Genomic DNA, 17969 nt, shown 5'->3' with positions numbered 1-17969 from the left:
TATGTGTACACGTTTTATTATGACTTAAAATTTACAATTTAAATTTGTATTCTCCATCGGGTATGGATACTTTCACTTCTTTATAATCCCATCTTGCCTCATCGGTGATCCATGCCTGAGCTCCCCGAAGTTCAAAATTCCAGTCCGTTAACTGTCCACCCGCTTTTTCCATCCGTGCCGCCACCTTATGGCGTACGTTATAGGGGCAAAATACCAGTAAAAATCCGCCTCCGCCGGCTCCTAAGAGTTTTCCTCCAAGAGCTCCTGCTTTTTTTGCCTCTTCGTAGAGTTCATCAATTTGAGGGGTGGAAATCTTGTTGCTCATCCGTTTTTTACTCTGCCAGCCATAGTCTAACAGTTTCCCAAAACTATAGAGATTTCCTTTGAGCAATTCATCCTTCATCGCATAAGAGAGTGCTTTCACTTCACACATCGCATCGAAGGGATCTTTTTTCTCATAATTTGACACCTGATCTTTTATAATATTGGCTGATACGTGAATGTTCCCGGTGTAACAAAGCAGCAGATTGTATTCTAGTTCATGAATGATCTCTTTTTTGATCCTCAGTGGATTGACGACCACATCGTTACGTCCATGAAATTCAATGAAATTAAATCCACCAAAGGTAGCTGCATACTGATCCTGAAATCCTCCGTCGATTTTTAAATCTTCCCGTTCCACCTGATACGCAAGATCTGCCATTGCATAGCTATCTAAATCTACCCCTTTCCATTTTGCCATGGCGGTAAGAAGTGCCACCATAACCGTGGAAGAGGTTCCCAGTCCAGATCCGGGAGGAGCGTCACACTGGAGATACACTTCGCACCCTTTTTTGATATCCATTGCCTTTAAGGCAGCGGTTACCAGATCCAGACGTCCATCATAAACATAGTTTTCTCTGGTATTGTACTTTACAGTCATATCAAAGTCTAGAGAATGAACGATAATCTGCTCATCTTCTCTCGGAACAATGGAACAGTAGGCGTATTTGTTGATGGTACTTCCAATAATGGCTCCTCCTTGTTTGACACAAAATGGAGCAACATCGGTTCCTCCGCCGCCAAAGCTGACTCTTAACGGAGCACGTCCTCTGATAATCATATGGTCACCGTTCCTTTCTTCACGTCATTTAAAAACCGGTAATAATCTTCCGGAATTCCGATGTCAATGAAATAACCGTCATTGATAATTCCACCTATCCTTTTATCTTCAGACAGCCACCCTGGGATCATCTCGTGTTCTAACGATACCTTTCCCTCTGGTATGGTATCAAGAAGAGGACGATGGATTAAGTAAAAGCCTCCGTTTATGGTTCCCGGTCTTTTTTCTTCTATTTTTTCATCAAATGAGGTTAATCGCCCTTTGGTAAGAACGGCTTGTCCGTACCTAGATACATCAGGAACCTCTCTTAGTACCAGTGCCATATCCAGTTCTGGTTTTTTTGTTAGTTCCGTTAAGCGGCTATAATCAATCTGATAAAACGTATCCGCATTCAAGGCCAAAAACCAGTCCTCTGTTACCAGTTTCCCCGCACGTTTGATGGCACCTGCCGTTCCCAATAATTCTTCTTCATAGGAATAGGAAATCAAAATGCCCCACTGCTTGCCATCCTTAAAATATTCTTCCACCATAGAACCTTTATAACCTACGGCAAAGATAATATGGGTTACTCCGAATTTGATCAGTTCTAAAACAACATATTCCATAAAAGGTTTGTCTAAAATCAGTGCCATGGGCTTTGGTCTATCACTAACGACCGAACGAAGCCGTGTGCCAAGACCACCTGCCAGCAAAACTGCCTGCATCTTTTCTCCTCCTGATCTCTATTATTTCTCTTGCTGTTTATTTCCTTCAAAATCTTCTCCCACAACACTCCAGGCAGCATCAATGCTATGATACTGGTGGATGTAGTTCTGGGTCTTTTTACACATCTTCTCTAATCGGTCTATATCCTGATATAAGGAAATAACCTCTCGTGAAAATGTCTCTGGTTCATCTCGAACAACCATAACCGAATCTGCCTCTGGAATTCCTTCCGCTCCAATGGAGGTAGTAACAATAGGCGCTCCATTATAGAGTGCTTCGATCACCTTTCCCTTGACGCCTGCCCCATAACGCAGAGGGACGATCACGATCCGGCTTTCGGCGTAGAGTTGTAACAGTTCTTCCTCTGATACAAACCCTTTCACGATGATTCCGTTACCTGGCTTTTCCAGTTCCTTAATCTCATCCGTCACCCGGGACCCTACGATATAGAAGGGAACCGATAACTGTTCTCGGATGAGAGGAAAGATCTCACGTGCAAACCAAAGCACCGCGTCGGCATTCGGGGGGTGCGCAAATCCTCCCACAAACAAAAGTCCATCTCTTTTTGTAAAATCTTGTGATATATTATTCAAAAACTGCTCATAGACGTATGCCACAATGGATTTAACCGGAATGGATGGCTCGATCTCATGAATGGCATCCCGTTCCACGTAGGATGGATAATAGGAGATATCTGCTTTTTTCATCAAACGCAGTTCGATGGATCTCCAGTATTCGGACGTTTCTCTTTTTTGGGGATCACCCGTCAGCTCATATTCTCTTCCCTCTCGTAAAAAGTGAAGATCGTGACCATAGTAGATCACTTTCATATTGGTGTTTTCCCGAATGAAATCAATGTATTTCTGGGCGATATGAGGTCGGTTTAAATAGGCCACTTTTATCTCATCTCCATGGGATTTTAACCAGTCCCATATCCCAGCCTGACATTCTTTGCCGTAAAGGATCTCAATTCCCATCTGCTGTAAGACGGTGGAATACGGTTCCTCGTGAAGGAAATTATCTCCTAAAAATTTAACCACATATCCTTTTTCCACGAACATCTTTAAATACTGGAACGTGGTTTTAGAACCTGCATCTCGGTCATAAGTGGGCACATAATGATCCACAACCAGAATGATGTCTTTCCCCTGACTCCTTTCTCTTGCTCGGAAAGGATCGGGATTTCCGTTGTTTTCACACTGATTCTTGAATTCGTCGGCCCACTTCTCTTTTAATTTGTGGCTGTTCTCCACTTGATACCGTTTTAAACCAGTACCATTTACATCGGTACCGTTGGAGATTCCTTCAAAATGAATCACTTTGGAACATGGCTGATAAACCACCCGGAGCCCAGCTTTTCTGACTTCAAATGCAAGATCTGAGTCCTCACAATATGCAGGTGCAAACCGTTCGTCAAACCCGCCAATCTGCTTCCACAGCCAGTTCGGCAGTAGGATGGCAGCTCCTGAAATATAATCAACCTCCTTGACGTAGTTGTATTCCGGTTTCTCTGGATCATCAAGACGTCCATAATTCCACCCAGATCCATCACTCCAAAGAATTCCACCTGCTTCTTGGAGACGTCCGTCTGGATACACCAGTTTGGAACCGGCCATACCAATGGAAGAATCCATCTCCATTAAGTTCACCAGACTAGTTAGCCACCCTTTTGTTACCTGAGTGTCATTGTTTAAGAACATGAGGTACTTTCCTCTTGCCGCTTTCGCTGCCTGATTGCAGTTTTTTAAAAATCCCTGATTGGTCTCATTGCGGCAGATCACTACATTCTCCACGAATTTAGACAGCTGTGCCGTCGCATCCGTGGACACGTCATCTGCAAGGATAACTTCGTAAACCACGTCCTTTGTCTGTTCTAAAATGGATGCAAGACAGGCATAGGTATAATGAACCTGATTATAAACTGGAATGATAATGGATACCATGGGATGCCCCTCTTTTATAAAGCGCAATTTACCATGGGTCCGGTATGCTTCCCCAATCTTCATATCACCCTCAATTAAGTTTCTTCCCTTCTTCGTGGTATAAAGGGAAAACGATTTTATGGGATGAAGAAAGGTGTCTGTGGCATAGCGCATTAACTTACGTTTCCTTGTTCCTTCCGGAAATTTCTCATCAAAGATTCTACTGATTTTATTGAAAACCCGGTATAAAAAAGACTGGTGTTTGTGAAGTCGTTCTATGATGGTCTGCATCTCTTCACAGTCTTTCCTTAACGTGCTTATAATCATCTCCTGATTGGTCACATGGTTGTCTGTAAGTCGTTTTTCTTCCTGCTGCCTGGCGATAGTCACATCTTTTTCTTTCAATTCCAGTTTCATCTGGGCAATCTGATCTTTGGTATCCTCAATCACCTGAGACACTTCGTACATGCTATCTGGCAATGCGAATGTCTCATGCATGTAGTTAACCAGATATATCTGCTGGTTCTCCCCGTGTACATAGTCCTGAAACTGGGTTTCCATCTCCTGATAAACACCAGCCTGTTCCAGATCTATTCCAAATTCTTCCAAAAACTGTTCCGTGGAATCATAACTTAAGAGGCTCTTATACTGCTCGTAGAAGTAGTAAAGCACCCGGTATTTAACAAAGGTAACCGGTATCGGAAAGAAAAATACCCATTCATAATCCAAGCAGAACGGGCCATCATCCGTCATCATAATATTTTCAAACAGGCAATCGATATTGGAAGCCTGAAAAGTCCAGTCTTTTTGGATCCGTTCTTTGGCTCCTGTCAGACTACCGAAGACTTGGTTAAATTCTGGTGTCTCGTGAAAGGGAACCATACCATCTTTTCGGACTTTAAATATCATGGAAAGTCCCTCTTCAATTCTAGAGACTGGCGCCGTTCCATCTACAATCTCTCTGCCTAGTATCTCAGCAAAGGTTTCTCCTTTTAAGTACTCAAACCGGGCAGTGCGTCCGTCTTCACTGACCGACACCTCTGCCACGTTTAATGTAAGGTTCTGCTCTTTTAAGCTTTTATACTTCTCCTTCAGCGACTGAATGTGTAAAACCCCTTCGTCTTTTAAAGCGGTTTTTTCCACATACGGGCAGCCACCTTCCTCCACCAGACTGGTGCGGATCTGGAATTGATCCCTACGTGTTTTGTTGTATTTTACAAACTTAATTTTCTTCATAACGGCTCCAAATGGTTAAATAGGAATTGGCAAATGTCTCAAATTCTTTTCCCTCGCAAACCTCATCATACCACTTCCCCAGATCAAATCTTAAATAGCGAGGAAAGTCATAAGCCAGGACGGCATGGGTCAACTCCCCTTTTCCTGGTAAATAATCAGGGGAGTAAAGGTTGACCGGAAGCCGGTAATCAGGCATGGGATAATAAAACCTGACCGTTCCATCGTTTTGTTTCGTCCCGCACAAAAGTTCCAGCAGTTCTGTCTTTCCAAGACGGCATGGATCAGGAATGGCACCTGCCTGATATTTTAGCCCCAAACGGTTGCAAACAGCAAGGATCAGTTTTCCCTCGGGTTTTAATAGGGATTTTGCTTTTGCAATCTGTTCTTTATAAGGCTCCTCTAACGAACCAATCATGACTACATAATCAAACCCCTCGGCATCTTCAAAAGAAGAAAGGGTTCCGGTTACATACCGAATATTTTCCTGTTTCTGGTATCTTGACCGATTAAAAGTCAGATTATTCTGATTTTCATCTAGTACGGTTACTTCTTTTACTCGTCGACTGTAGAGTCCGGTCATTGCACCGTAATCAGAACCCACTTGCAAAAGTCTCCCATCCGGATTCCATTCATACCACTCCAACAAATTCTCTCTTTGGTCAGACAAGGCATATAAATATTCCTGGTTGGGATTCTCCTTTAAAATATCTTTAATATTTCCCTTATATTTTTGATACAATTTCTTTATCTCAGGACTGATATCATTCATGGGTCCTACCTCCTTACTCTCCTGCCGGATGAAGTGTAGCTTTCACTTCCGGTTCCATATCATAAACTCCTACTGTATTTTTATTGGAAATAACTGTGATATTTACAATATCATACAGGCGGTGATAGACAACATGTTCTCCATTCTCAAATCCGGTACAGCTCATGGAAAGTAAATATTCTCCGCCCTGCAGCGTCATCTTCTGCCTAAATTCCACCTCATATTCATCGCCTTTTTTTACCGGCTTTATCTCTTGTCCCTCATACATGGTGTTGGTCCCAGTTAAATCGGCTCCACGTTTGTCTTTGATGGTATAGGTAAATATGGGAGAACTAACAGCCTCAGTAAAATGAATCCGTTCCTTTATGGTGAAATATTCGCCTTTTAATAAAAGATTGGTAACACTGCCCCGTTCATCCAACAGTCCGAAGTCCACGATCTCGGCCTTCTTATCTCCGTATTCGGTTCGGTTTGGGTTCACGGTCAGCTTATTTTTCATCAATCCCTGATTTGCAGTAACTGCTTCTCCGGAGAAGTCATTGATCACATCGTTACGGATCTCCTCTTGTTCTTCCCCCAAGTCATCCATCTGATTTGCCAGGATCTTCTTATACAGGTCCACCATCTTTCCCGGCTCTCCTTCTGCGATAAAATTGCCTTTGTTTAATACCACCACTCGATCGCAGTATTTGATGATAGCTCCCATATCGTGCGTTACCATCAAAACGGTTGTCCCATTCTTCCGGATCTGTTCCATCCGACGGTAACACTTTGCCTGAAAGAATACATCTCCAACAGAAAGTGCCTCATCAACAATGAGAATCTCTGGTTCTACATTGATGGCAAGGGCAAATGCCAGTCGGACAAACATACCACTGGAATAGGTTTTAACCGGCTGGTGAACAAATTCTCCAATATCTGCAAAATCTAGAATGTCACTTAGCTTCTCATCCATCTCTTTTCTGGAAAATCCCATCATGGTTCCATTCATGTAGATGTTTTCAATTCCCGTATAATCCATATTAAAACCAGCTCCTAGCTCCAAAAGCGCAGATATGACTCCATTCACAGTCACACTTCCGGTGGTAGGAGTCAAAACCCCAGTAATAATTTTTAAAATGGTGGATTTACCGGAACCATTGGTTCCAATGATTCCTACTGATTTTCCTTTCTCCACTTCAAAAGAAACCCCATTCAAGGCATAGAAATCCTTATGGTAGTTTTTATGGGTCAGGCCCATGGCCTCTTTTAACCGGTCGATGGGTTTATCATATAATCGATATATTTTTGTCACTTCGTTTACAGTCAGTGCTTTGCTGTTTGATTCTATGGGCATGGAATCCTCCAAATAGACTGCTTACAGCACGTCAGAAAAGTGCGGACGCAGTTTCTTAAATGTTTTTAATCCGATTAACATCAGAACTATAGTTACAGACCAGAAATAGATCCCTAAAATGGGACGTTCTATAAGCCAATTCCCAGTCAGCATACTGTCCCGGTAACCAGCTACAATATAATAAAACGGGTTCAATTTTAAAACAAAAGGCAGCCAAGTTGGAGTGTTCTTAAACATCTCCGGTGCCCACATGATCGGTACCATCCACATGCCAAACTGCAGGCAAATTCCTATGATCTGTGCCATATCTTTAAAAAATACCTGAATGGCACTGGTGAAATAGGCAATGGCTAATGATATCATGGAACTGGCAAAGGAATAATAGAGGATCTGGATCCAGGTAGCTTTTGGGAATTCCCCGTAAAAGAAGAATACCAGGATCATAATTAACGTAAAAATTCCATGAACCATAAAACAGGATAGCATCTTAATTACGGGAAGAATTTCCACCCGAAATACCACTTTTTTTACTAGATAATTATATTCCTGAAGACATCCAGTCCCCAAAATTAAGATCTCGCTAAAATAAAACCAGGGTACGATTCCAGGAATCAGCCACAATACATATGGATAGCCAGGAACGGGTGGTACACTCTTAAATCCCATCTGGAATACGAAAAAATAAACCAGAATCGTTGCCATGGGCTGCAAAAACATCCAGGCAATTCCAAAGTAGGAACCGACAAACCGTTTCTTAAAATCAGATTTTGCAAGATCCAGGATCAATCTTCTCTTTGAATAGATTTCTTTCAATAAGGAAACCAAATAATTCATGGTTTTCTCCTCTCACTAAAATTTAAAGGTATCACGGATCCCACTCCATGCCTGATCTTTCTCAGATATCGTCAGGTTCATGTCCGCTTCTATGGGCCATTCTATGCCGATCTCTTTATCATTCCACAAAATTCCGCCCTCATCACCAGGATGATAAAAATCAGTACACTTATAGGCAAATTCCGCTTCGTCAGACAGAACTAGAAATCCATGGGCAAAGCCTTCTGAAATGTAAAACTGTTTCTTGTTTTCTGCGGACAATTCGACTCCAAACCACTTTCCGTAGGTTTGGGAAGAAGATCTTAAATCCACCGCCACATCAAATACGGAACCTTTGATGACACGAACTAGCTTCCCCTGTGGAAACTGCTTCTGAAAATGAAGTCCACGCAAAACTCCTTTGACTGACATGGACTGATTATCCTGAACAAAATTCATGGTAAGTCCTGCCTCTTTGAAATCATTCTGATTATACGTTTCCATGAAATATCCTCTGGAATCTGGAAACACCGTTGGCTCAATTACATAAAGTCCTTCTATCTCACAAGCTGTTACTTTTATCTTTCCCATATTTATAGCTCCTTTACACGAATACACATTCTTATACTTGTAGCATTCTACCACAATTTTACCCAGATTTCCATATATCGGGGGATTTTTGTTGCTATATTCCGTATGAAACCTTGAAAAAGCTATAAAAACCCAGCTGACTCATTTGGTCAGACGGGTTTTTATAGCTTTTATTTCTCTTCCTTTTACTGTTTTGCAATAAAGGATTTTCTTTTACTTACAACATCAAAAATAACGGCTGCCACCAAAACAATTCCTTTTACGACTTTCTGTAAGTTCTGATCAACCCCCATAATACTCATTCCAAGATTTAAAACTCCCATTAAAGTTGCACCTACAATAACACCTGGTACCGTTCCAGTACCGCCGTATGCAGAAGCACCGCCGATAAAGCAGGCGCCAATGGCATCCATCTCATAGTTATTTCCTGCGGTTGGATTTGCAGAGTTTAGCCGGGCCACTGTAATCATTCCTGCAACGGCTGATAAAAGTCCCATATTCAAATAGGCGAGGAAGTATACTTTATTGGTGTCGATTCCAGACAACCTAGTTGCCTTTTCATTGCCGCCAACTGCATAGAAGTATCGTCCTACCGTGGTCTTAGAAGATATGTAACTGTAGATACCAATTACCACTGCAACCCAGATAAGAGCGGCTGGAATTCCTTTGTATTGAGACAGTTTAAACATGAAAATCAGAACCACCAAACTGATAATTCCCATCTTGACAATTAGTCCATTTAGGGAGTCTACTCGATACCCTTTCTTTTTCTTCTTATTGCGGCTTGAAAGTTCAACAAATATATAAGCCAGACAGGCAATAATACCGACTAGAAAACAGGTTAGGTTAAATCCTTCCATTCCAAAAAAGTCAGGAACATATGTGTTAAACAGATTCAAAAAAGGATCCGGAATGGGAGAAAGGGTCATTCCTTTTAGAACCACATTTGACAGTCCCCGGAACATGAGCATCCCTGCCAGTGTTACAATAAAAGGAGGTATCCGTACATAGGCAATCCAGAATCCCTGCCACGCACCTGCGAGTATCCCCACAACTACCATAGACAGGAGACTGAGATAAGGATTCATGCCCAATTTTATCATTAAACTTCCGCCAATTGCTCCTACAAAACAGACCAATGACCCTACGGATAAATCAATGTTTCCTCCTGTCAGAATGCAAAAGAGCATACCAGTTGCCAATATGAACACATAAGCATTCTGTGCGATTAAGTTATTGACATTCTGGGGCAAGAGCATCTTTCCACCGGTATTAACTGTAAATAGAATGACGACCACAGCCAGAACGATTACCATGGTATATTTTTTTATGCCTTCTGATATTTTCATCTTATTTTCCATCTTCTACTCTCCTTTATCTGATTTTAAGATGCATGCCATGATTTTTTCCTGGGTTGCTTCCCCAGCGTCTAATTCACCTGCAATCTGACCTTCGTTCATGATATAAATTCGATCTGACATTCCAAGAACCTCAGGCAGTTCCGAGGAAATCATGATTACAGATTTTCCTTCGGCCGCCAGTCGGTTGATGATACAATAGATCTCATATTTTGCACCTACATCAATTCCTCTCGTCGGTTCATCTAAAATCAGGATATCCGGCTCTGCAAACATCCATTTTGCCAGGAGAACCTTTTGTTGGTTTCCTCCGCTTAAGTTCCCTACATTCTGTTCTACGGATGGGCATTTGGTCTTTAATTTATCCCGGTATTCTTCCGCTATATTTATTTCTTTATCTTTGTCAATAATAGAGTGGCTGCTGATTGCCTGCAGATTGGCAATTGTGGTGTTGGTCTTAATTGGCATTTCAAGAATTAAGCCATTGCTCTTTCTATCTTCGGTTACATAGGCCAGTTTATGACGAATGGCATCTCTTACCGTATGAAGTGTAACCTCTTTTCCATGAATTTTAAGGGTTCCAGATACGTTGGTTCCGTAGCTTTTTCCAAAAATACTCATCGCAAGCTCGGTTCTCCCTGCTCCCATCAGTCCGCAGATCCCCACTACTTCTCCTTTTTTTATGTAAAAGGACACGTCGTTGACAACCTTCCGTTCCATATAAAGGGGGTGATAGGCATTCCAGTGATCAACTTCCATGGCTTTTTCCCCTATGGTTACGTTTTCCCGCTTGGGGAAGCGATCCACTAGTTCTCTGCCTACCATTCCTTTGATAATCCGGTCTTCTGTAATCTTATCTGTTTTCCGATCCAGCGTCTCTATGGTTGAGCCGTCACGGACGACTGTAATCTTATCCGCTACATAGGCAATTTCATTCAATTTGTGAGAAATTATAATAGAGGTCATACCCTCCTTTTTAAATTTTAACAAAAGCTCTAAAAGTGCTTTGGAATCATCTTCGTTTAAGGATGCGGTAGGTTCATCCAGAATCAGCAGTCTGGCCCGTTTTGCCAGAGCTTTTGCAATCTCCACAAGCTGCTGTTTTCCTACTCCTATGTCTTTAATCCTGGTTTGGGAAGATTCTAACAATCCTACTGTCTTTAAATACCGGTCTGCCTCCCCATAGGTTTCATTCCAATTGATCGCATATTTCTTTCCTTTTTCATTTCCTAAATACATATTTTCTGCAATGGTCATATAAGGAACCAGTGCCAGTTCTTGATGTATGATTACGATTCCTTTTTCTTCGCTATCCCCAATATGATTGAATTTGCAGATTTCTCCGTTGTATATAATGTCTCCCTCATAGGAACCATAGGGATATATGCCGCTTAATACATTCATCAATGTGGACTTGCCCGCTCCGTTTTCTCCTACCAGAGCGTGTATCTCACCTTCTTCTACTTGAAGGTTTACATGATCCAGTGCCTTAACGCCTGGAAATGTCTTGGTGATGTCTTTCATTTCCAACAGTATTTTTGCCAAGAATACCCCTCCTTGCTGTTATTTACAAGGACGGCTTTAAAAGCCGTCCCATAAAATTTGTTTGATTACTTTAACTGGTCCTCTGTATAGTAGCCAGAAGTAATGAGCATGTCTTTGTAATTGTCCTGCGTTACTACAACCGGATCACACAGGTAAGTAGGAATGACTTCAGTTCCGTTATCATAAGACTGGGTATCATTGATTTCAGCTTCCCCCCCTTGCATAACGGAATCTACCATCTTGACTACCTGAGTAGCCAGAGTACGGGTGTCTTTGAATACACTCATTGCCTGTTTGCCTGCAATCACATTTTTAACATTTGCAATGTCACAGTCCTGACCAGTAATAATGGGGTAATTCCCCGTATAAGACGAAGCCAGTGCATTTTCAACTCCAAGTGCGGTTGAGTCATTGGAACAAAGAACGGCATCTAATACAGTTCCATCGGAATAGTTTCCAGCGATAACAGTATCCATACGGTTCTGTGCTTTTTCGGAATCCCATTTTTCCGTTGCAACCTGTTCAAAGGAAGTCTGCCCGGATTTTACAACCAATTTTCCATCGTCAATGTATTTCTGAAGCACATCCATTGCACCGCCAAAGAAGAAATTACAATTATTATCTGCTGGGTCTCCAGTGAAAAGTTCAATGTTCTTTGGATCAGATGCAGATTCAAGTCCCAATGCTTCTACCAGATATTCTCCCTGCTTTTGACCCACCTTATAGTTATCAAACGTTGCATAATAGGTAACTGCATCGGTATTCATGATTAATCGGTCATAGGCAATAACAGGAATCCCCATCTCCTTTGCCTGCGACAGCGGCTCTCCCAAAGAACTTCCATCAATGGATGCGATCACCAGCATGTTGCAGCCATTGGAGATCATGTTTTCAATCTGGGAAACCTGGGTCTGGACATCATTGCTTGCAAACTGCAAATCTACGGTGTAACCAGCAGCTTCCAGTTCCTTTTTCATGTTTGCGCCATCCTGATTCCATCTCTGTAAATCTTTGGTTGGCATCGCAACCCCGATCAGAGCATCTTTTTTGGGTCCTTCGGTTTTTGCTTCCTCTGCCTTTGTATCCTCTGCTTTTGCTGTTGTTGTCTGAGATTCACTGTCTTTTGGGGTTGAACTTGCTGAACTTCCACAACCCGCTAATAGACCAGCGGTCATTGCCAGAGACATGGCAACTGCTACAATCTTTCTTTTCATGTTACTTCCTCCTCCAATACTTGTTTTTGATAATTTGATTGTAGCATGGGCGTATCAGCACTTGTTTGTGAACCAATAGCATATTTAAGCGACACAAAAAAAAGCCCTGAGGGATCAGGACTTTTTAGAAACAATATTATGCTATTTCCTTTTTACATTGAGATAAACGTCTTCTCTGGCGTGAAATCCCCCTTTGATAATAACAGAATCCATATTATCTTTGGTTACCGCCACTGGTTTTAGTTCCAAACTTGGGACATCATACGTTCCATCTGAGATGGTCTTTGAGACCCCTTCTAGGGGTTTTCCTTTCCCCAACTTAACCGCATATTCTGCTGCCAGTCTGGCTTCTTCTTCTACGGATTTAAATGCAGTCATATTCTGGGTTCCCTCTACGATTCTCTGACATGCAATCAGATCCCCATCTTGCCCCACCAGACAGACTTTTCCTGCCATCTGATCTTCGGAGAGAGCACGAAAAACCTGAGTCGCGAGGTCATCGTTTCCGCACATGATCCCTTTTACATCGGGATAGATCTTTAAGGCTTCCTTTGCATAATCATATGCTTGTTCTGCAAGCCATTCCTCACAATTGTTTTCATAGATAACCTGTATGTTTGTTCCTTGTATGGCAGAGTCAAATCCTTCCCGGACCATTGCCACATTGTGATCGGTTTGGGGACCCTGGATCATAAAGATCTTTCCCCCATCATTCATGTTCCTTAAAAGACTTTCCCCCATAAGCCTTCCTACTTCCCTGTTATCAAAGGATATATACATATCGCAGTCAGCATTTTGAATCAGGCGGTCATAGCACATGGTCTTAATTCCTGCATCCTTTGCCTTTTTCATCACATCGGATAAGGCTTCACAGTCTCCTGCCACTACAACGATCACATCCATTTGTTTTTTGATAAAATACTGGATCTGCTCAATCTGTTCCTCCACATCCCCATTGGCATTTTGCACATTCACCTCTGCCCCCATTTCTTTTGCGGCAGACGTAAATACATCCCGGTCCCGAATCCAACGTTCAATTACAAACGAATCAATGCTAAGACCGATCTGCAAGGGACTATCTTCCTTTACAGAATGAACCTCCTCCCCTTTTTCTGCTTCCGTCTCTGACTGCATGTTTGCACACCCACTACTAAACAAACAGCAAAGCACCACCACAAGAATACTCCCTCTCCATCGTTTCATAACGTTTCCCTCTCCCTGTATTCGCTTGGCGTCATCCCTTCATATTTCTTGAAAATCCGGCTGAAATAATTTGGATCACTGTAGCCGGACATCACACAGACTTCTTTGATACTGTATCTGGGATCTTCCAACAATTGTCTGCCATGCTTAATTCTGGTTCTGGTTACATACTCTATGAAATTTTCACCTACCTCCTGTTTGAACAATTTGCTGAAATAATAAGGACTGATATCCACCATTTTTGAGACTTCATCAAGGGATAGATCTTTTGCGTAGTTTTCATCAATATACCCCTTGACCCTAGAGACTACATTCTCATATTCCCTCTCTCTGGCCGTACTGATGTTTTCGCATAAAACCCTTGTTTTATCCAAAAACCATCGTCGTAATCCTTCTAGGTCCGGTGCCGCTTTCAACTCGTTTAAATAGTTTTCCCGGTATCGGAACCCATATCGTACATTCCCTGCTTCAAATGCTCGACGTTCCAGCCGCATTACAAGCTCTAGTATCTTTACCTCGATGTTGTCTCTTACTCCTTCACCATGAACCATCATCCAGTCAAAAAACTCATTGGCACAAGACAAAGCCCCTTCTCTGTCGGCACGCATTCCTCTTTTTAAATACTGGTTTTCTAACTCAAGAGGATATTCTCCATCGTATTCTGCCACCGCAGGAATATCCGTAATATGAACCACATGACTATCGCTTTCCCGTAAGGATTTTAATGCTTCTTTGTAAGAATCGCGAATCTGTGTCAGAGGCTTTACTGCCCCAATGCCTCCTCTGCATTTGATGTCAATGCTTTGTTCCAGCTTATAAATCATATTTCTGGTTCTTGTTATGACTTCTACTCTCTTTTCATAATTCATTTTTTCCAGTGCATAGGGAAGAAACAAAACCAGACGGTTTCCCATAGCTGGACCAATGATACACTCGAAGTAATCTTTGACCACTTCCCGGAACATAGCGTAATATTTATTAACACGCACACTGACCCCAATGGCATTGGTCATGGTCCCTCCTTCAAAGCTGTCTCCAAACTCCAATACGCTCATAAATCCATAGGGCATGTTTAGATCCAGCAAATCTACATAATCCGTATGGGAAACATCCGAATCGTCCTGCAGCACATTGTAGATAAATCCACTTTCAATCATGGGAACTACAATCTCTAACTTCTCTTTGATTCTTAAGTCATCGCTTAATTTCTTCCTTGCATCTTCGACTTGATGCATCGCTTTTACACAGACATCAAGGATTTTCTTTTTGTTTACTGGCTTCATCATAAATTCCATCACCCCAAGATTAACTGCTTCTTGGGCATAAGAAAATTTATCAAAGGCAGTAATGATAATAAATACAATGGATGGGTTAAATTTACGTACTTCTTTGATTGCCTGAATTCCATTGAGCCCTGGCATTTGTATGTCTACAAATGCAATATCGGGACGAAACGAGCCTGCCTGTTCCACCACGGCTCTGCCTGTCTTTACACAGCTGATCTCACATTCACTTCCAAAGTTTGATTTAATTATACTTCGTATGGATTCTAGCATAATCCCTTCATCGTCAGCAACCAGTATCCGAAACATTACTATCTCCCCCTTTTTTCGGAATTCGCAAAACCACACGGGTCCCACGGTTATTTCCCTCACTAAATATTCGGAAAATATGTTCGCTGTTATAGTATAAGGTCAAACGAGACCTCACATTAGTCAACCCAATTCCGGTCGAATTTAAATTCTTTCTGGTTTGGTTCCCATTGTTGATCTGCATTAGTTTTTCTTCGTCTATCCCAATTCCATTGTCTTCAATGCAGATCTCTATAATCTCATGTAAATTTCTTACGGTTAGACGAATGGTTCCCTGCCACTCTATATCCCGGATTCCGTGAGTTACTGCATTTTCAACCAATGGCTGCAGAATCATACTGGGCACGGAAAATTCCATTGCCTGTTCATCAATCCTAGATTCATAATGAATATCACCGGCAAACCGGACATTTAAAATATAGATATAGTTTTCCACCGTTTCCACTTCTTCCCGTATCGTGGCATCTTCCAATCCTTTTTTTACATTATAACGAAAAAAATCTGCCATCCGCTCCATGAAAATCGAAGTTTTTTCAGCATCCTCCATCATGGCAAGTTGAACCCCTGCATTTAATGAATTAAACAAAAAGTGAGGATTAATCTGGGACTGAAGGTATTTTAACTGTGCCTCTTTTAGATGATTCTCCATCAAAAGTTCCCGTTCCTTCATCACTTGCTCTTTTTCTGCACTTTCCTTTATTTTATTCACATACTCAGCCAAACTATCCACCATCTGGTTAAACGTTGCGGTCACGATCCCCAGTTCATCCCCCGTACGAATCGAAGGCACTTTGACGTTAAAGTTCCCCTGCCCTACAAGTTTAGCCGTCTCTGCCAGATTGGTGAGGGGCGTCACGATGTCTTTCGTCATCATGATCATAACCGTCAGACTGATGATCATCACGATCACAAGAATCACGGAACTTATGATTTCCAAATACTGCAGCGCTGCTTGCAGGGTCTGGTAACTGGCTGAATTGTTCTTAAACTGCTTGCTGTTTAACACAGAAATGTCATGGTTTATAAACTGAAATATCCTTAATGCCGATTCATAGGAGCTTTTATATTTTTCCACATTCTGACCCCGTTTTGACTGAACCGCTTCTTCTGTGATCATAAGATAGCCATTTGACATGTTGCGGATGTTTTTCTCCAGAATCTGGATTTCATTGTCCGTCACCGATTGATTTAGTCCTTCTAACAGTTTTTTATAATCCTGTTCCGACCGATAGTAGTTTTTTAGAGATTCTGAGTCTTTTACCTGCAAGTACTTGTAAATATAATTTTGTACATTGGTTAAAGCATCGGATAATTCATTTAAGTTTACGTTGCTCATATAGACGGAATTCATTCGTTCCACCATCTGATTGATCTGTGCATAAATAAACAGGTTACAAGCAAACAAAACGACCGCAGTAACTGCAATTTCTAAAAATAATTTACGGGAAATCGGAAGATTATCCCAGAAGCATTTCCAATTAATTTTCATAGACACTCCGTTGATTCTGAATAAAATTAAGTGCATTGTCCTTGGTTACAAACTCCAAATCTACACTATAAAATGAATTGGTTCGCCCATCTTTCATACATTCCGTTAATGCCTGAACGCTGTACCTCCCCAACTGTCTGGTATCAATGCAAAGTGTCATTGCCATGGTTCCCTTTCTGACCGCATCTAGAGTTGCTTTTGATTTATAATAACCGATAACCTGAGTTCTTCCCACACAGTTATAATCAATAACCGCCTGATAAACGGCCTCCGTATCCACCTCGTCCATACAAAGTATAATATCCGGGGGGCCTTCTGCATTCTGAAATAGGTCCCGCACAATTTCCTCTGATTCAAAGGCACGTCCGGAGGGTATTTTTATCACTTCTGATTTAATTCTTCCTTGTGTCTCTTTGGATGTAACCATACGGTTATTGATCTGATTATAGATCTGGGACTGACTGCTGAAGATGGAATTATCATGAAGAAGCATCATCACCCTGGCATGGTCACGATTCTTAGAAAGTATGTTAAGAATCTGGTTGCCGTACGAAAGTCCTAACTCATAGGAATTGATTCCGATATAACTTTTGCGTTTTGTCGTAGGAGCATCGTTTAATAAAGTCACAACCGGAATCCCCTGATCCGTTGCCTCATTGATCCGCTGTTCTAAACTAGGCTCTCCTGTAAATTCCAAAAGTATTCCATCCACCCTTGCGGCAATGCTCATATCCATAAAATCAACCGCGTTATATTCAGAAGATTGATTCCTGCCTTTTAATTCCACATATGCATCGTTTCGAGCTGCTTCTTTTCGAACACTTTCATATACATCGTTCCAAAATTGAGAATCCAGATCGTCAATAATCATAACATAATGATATTGATACGTCTGAGCGTTTTCTGCATGTTCCACCCCACTCCGTTTTAACACGTAACTATAAAAGGTAGAAGTCAACATGGTAAGGAATACAATCCCCAGCAATCCAAACACCACCAGAATTAAAAGGTTTTTTTTGTCATTTTCCATAATTCGCCTCTTTTTTTCTATGCTATCCCTATTATACTAAATCATTAAGCAAAACAAAAGCAGG

At 41.6% G+C, this 17969-nt stretch carries 14 protein-coding genes; all 14 read right to left on the bottom strand.

Annotated elements, in window-relative coordinates; all coding sequences use genetic code 11:
• Positions 1-31: 31 nt before the first annotated feature.
• The gene (locus tag EFT72_RS01980) at positions 32-1102 is read right to left on the bottom strand and encodes a GHMP kinase (protein WP_124065145.1); all 1071 of its coding nucleotides are present in this window, start codon (positions 1100-1102) and stop codon (positions 32-34) included.
• Positions 1099-1806 (bottom strand): nucleotidyltransferase family protein, encoded by a 708-nt coding sequence (locus EFT72_RS01975; protein ID WP_124065144.1) that lies wholly within the window; start codon positions 1804-1806, stop codon positions 1099-1101. The genes EFT72_RS01980 and EFT72_RS01975 overlap by 4 nt, the downstream gene beginning before the upstream one ends.
• 21 nt (positions 1807-1827) lie before the next feature.
• Complete coding sequence (locus EFT72_RS01970; RefSeq protein WP_124065143.1) at positions 1828-4965, bottom strand: glycosyltransferase; 3138 nt, start codon at positions 4963-4965, stop codon at positions 1828-1830.
• Positions 4952-5734, bottom strand: a complete 783-nt coding sequence (locus EFT72_RS01965) for a methyltransferase domain-containing protein (RefSeq protein ID WP_124065142.1) — start codon at positions 5732-5734, stop codon at positions 4952-4954. Before EFT72_RS01965 ends, EFT72_RS01970 begins: the two co-directional genes overlap by 14 nt.
• A 13-nt stretch (positions 5735-5747) precedes the next feature.
• Positions 5748-7070, bottom strand: a complete 1323-nt coding sequence (locus EFT72_RS01960; RefSeq protein ID WP_124065141.1) for an ABC transporter ATP-binding protein — start codon at positions 7068-7070, stop codon at positions 5748-5750.
• A 21-nt stretch (positions 7071-7091) separates the two neighbouring features.
• Positions 7092-7904, bottom strand: coding sequence for an ABC transporter permease (locus EFT72_RS01955; protein ID WP_124065140.1), 813 nt, complete (start codon positions 7902-7904; stop codon positions 7092-7094).
• A gap of 15 nt (positions 7905-7919) precedes the next feature.
• Positions 7920-8474 (bottom strand): dTDP-4-dehydrorhamnose 3,5-epimerase, encoded by a 555-nt coding sequence (gene rfbC / locus EFT72_RS01950; protein ID WP_124065139.1) that lies wholly within the window; start codon positions 8472-8474, stop codon positions 7920-7922.
• Between the two features lie 185 nt (positions 8475-8659).
• Complete coding sequence (gene mmsB, locus EFT72_RS01945) at positions 8660-9835, bottom strand: multiple monosaccharide ABC transporter permease (protein ID WP_124065138.1); 1176 nt, start codon at positions 9833-9835, stop codon at positions 8660-8662.
• Between the two features lie 3 nt (positions 9836-9838).
• The gene (mmsA, locus tag EFT72_RS01940) at positions 9839-11377 is read right to left on the bottom strand and encodes a multiple monosaccharide ABC transporter ATP-binding protein (protein WP_124065137.1); all 1539 of its coding nucleotides are present in this window, start codon (positions 11375-11377) and stop codon (positions 9839-9841) included.
• A gap of 65 nt (positions 11378-11442) precedes the next feature.
• On the bottom strand, positions 11443-12591 hold the full coding sequence (gene chvE / locus EFT72_RS01935) for a multiple monosaccharide ABC transporter substrate-binding protein (RefSeq protein ID WP_124065136.1): 1149 nt from the start codon (positions 12589-12591) through the stop codon (positions 11443-11445).
• A gap of 141 nt (positions 12592-12732) precedes the next feature.
• The gene (locus EFT72_RS01930) at positions 12733-13794 is read right to left on the bottom strand and encodes a substrate-binding domain-containing protein (RefSeq protein ID WP_124065135.1); all 1062 of its coding nucleotides are present in this window, start codon (positions 13792-13794) and stop codon (positions 12733-12735) included.
• Complete coding sequence (locus EFT72_RS01925) at positions 13791-15386, bottom strand: helix-turn-helix domain-containing protein (protein WP_124065134.1); 1596 nt, start codon at positions 15384-15386, stop codon at positions 13791-13793. Before EFT72_RS01925 ends, EFT72_RS01930 begins: the two co-directional genes overlap by 4 nt.
• Complete coding sequence (locus EFT72_RS01920; RefSeq protein WP_124065133.1) at positions 15364-16875, bottom strand: histidine kinase; 1512 nt, start codon at positions 16873-16875, stop codon at positions 15364-15366. The genes EFT72_RS01925 and EFT72_RS01920 overlap by 23 nt, the downstream gene beginning before the upstream one ends.
• Positions 16865-17905 carry a substrate-binding domain-containing protein gene (locus EFT72_RS01915; protein WP_124065132.1) on the bottom strand — a complete coding sequence of 347 codons (1041 nt, stop codon included), beginning with the start codon at positions 17903-17905 and terminating at the stop codon, positions 16865-16867. The genes EFT72_RS01920 and EFT72_RS01915 overlap by 11 nt, the downstream gene beginning before the upstream one ends.
• Positions 17906-17969: the final 64 nt, after the last annotated feature.

The organism is Clostridium sp. E02 (assembly GCF_003833015.1).
Lineage (GTDB): Bacteria > Bacillota > Clostridia > Lachnospirales > Lachnospiraceae > Lacrimispora.
This window is presented reverse-complemented; position numbering and strand designations above follow the sequence as displayed.

Coding starts and splice junctions, on each gene's coding strand:
- EFT72_RS01960 (WP_124065141.1), bottom strand. CDS start 7,070: ATGCCCATAGAATCAAACAGCAAAGCACTGACTGTAAACGAAGTGACA.
- EFT72_RS01930 (WP_124065135.1), bottom strand. CDS start 13,794: ATGAAACGATGGAGAGGGAGTATTCTTGTGGTGGTGCTTTGCTGTTTG.
- EFT72_RS01970 (WP_124065143.1), bottom strand. CDS start 4,965: ATGAAGAAAATTAAGTTTGTAAAATACAACAAAACACGTAGGGATCAA.
- mmsB (WP_124065138.1), bottom strand. CDS start 9,835: ATGGAAAATAAGATGAAAATATCAGAAGGCATAAAAAAATATACCATG.
- EFT72_RS01915 (WP_124065132.1), bottom strand. CDS start 17,905: ATGGAAAATGACAAAAAAAACCTTTTAATTCTGGTGGTGTTTGGATTG.
- EFT72_RS01955 (WP_124065140.1), bottom strand. CDS start 7,904: ATGAATTATTTGGTTTCCTTATTGAAAGAAATCTATTCAAAGAGAAGA.
- EFT72_RS01975 (WP_124065144.1), bottom strand. CDS start 1,806: ATGCAGGCAGTTTTGCTGGCAGGTGGTCTTGGCACACGGCTTCGTTCG.
- rfbC (WP_124065139.1), bottom strand. CDS start 8,474: ATGGGAAAGATAAAAGTAACAGCTTGTGAGATAGAAGGACTTTATGTA.
- chvE (WP_124065136.1), bottom strand. CDS start 12,591: ATGAAAAGAAAGATTGTAGCAGTTGCCATGTCTCTGGCAATGACCGCT.
- EFT72_RS01965 (WP_124065142.1), bottom strand. CDS start 5,734: ATGAATGATATCAGTCCTGAGATAAAGAAATTGTATCAAAAATATAAG.
- EFT72_RS01925 (WP_124065134.1), bottom strand. CDS start 15,386: ATGTTTCGGATACTGGTTGCTGACGATGAAGGGATTATGCTAGAATCC.
- EFT72_RS01980 (WP_124065145.1), bottom strand. CDS start 1,102: ATGATTATCAGAGGACGTGCTCCGTTAAGAGTCAGCTTTGGCGGCGGA.
- EFT72_RS01920 (WP_124065133.1), bottom strand. CDS start 16,875: ATGAAAATTAATTGGAAATGCTTCTGGGATAATCTTCCGATTTCCCGT.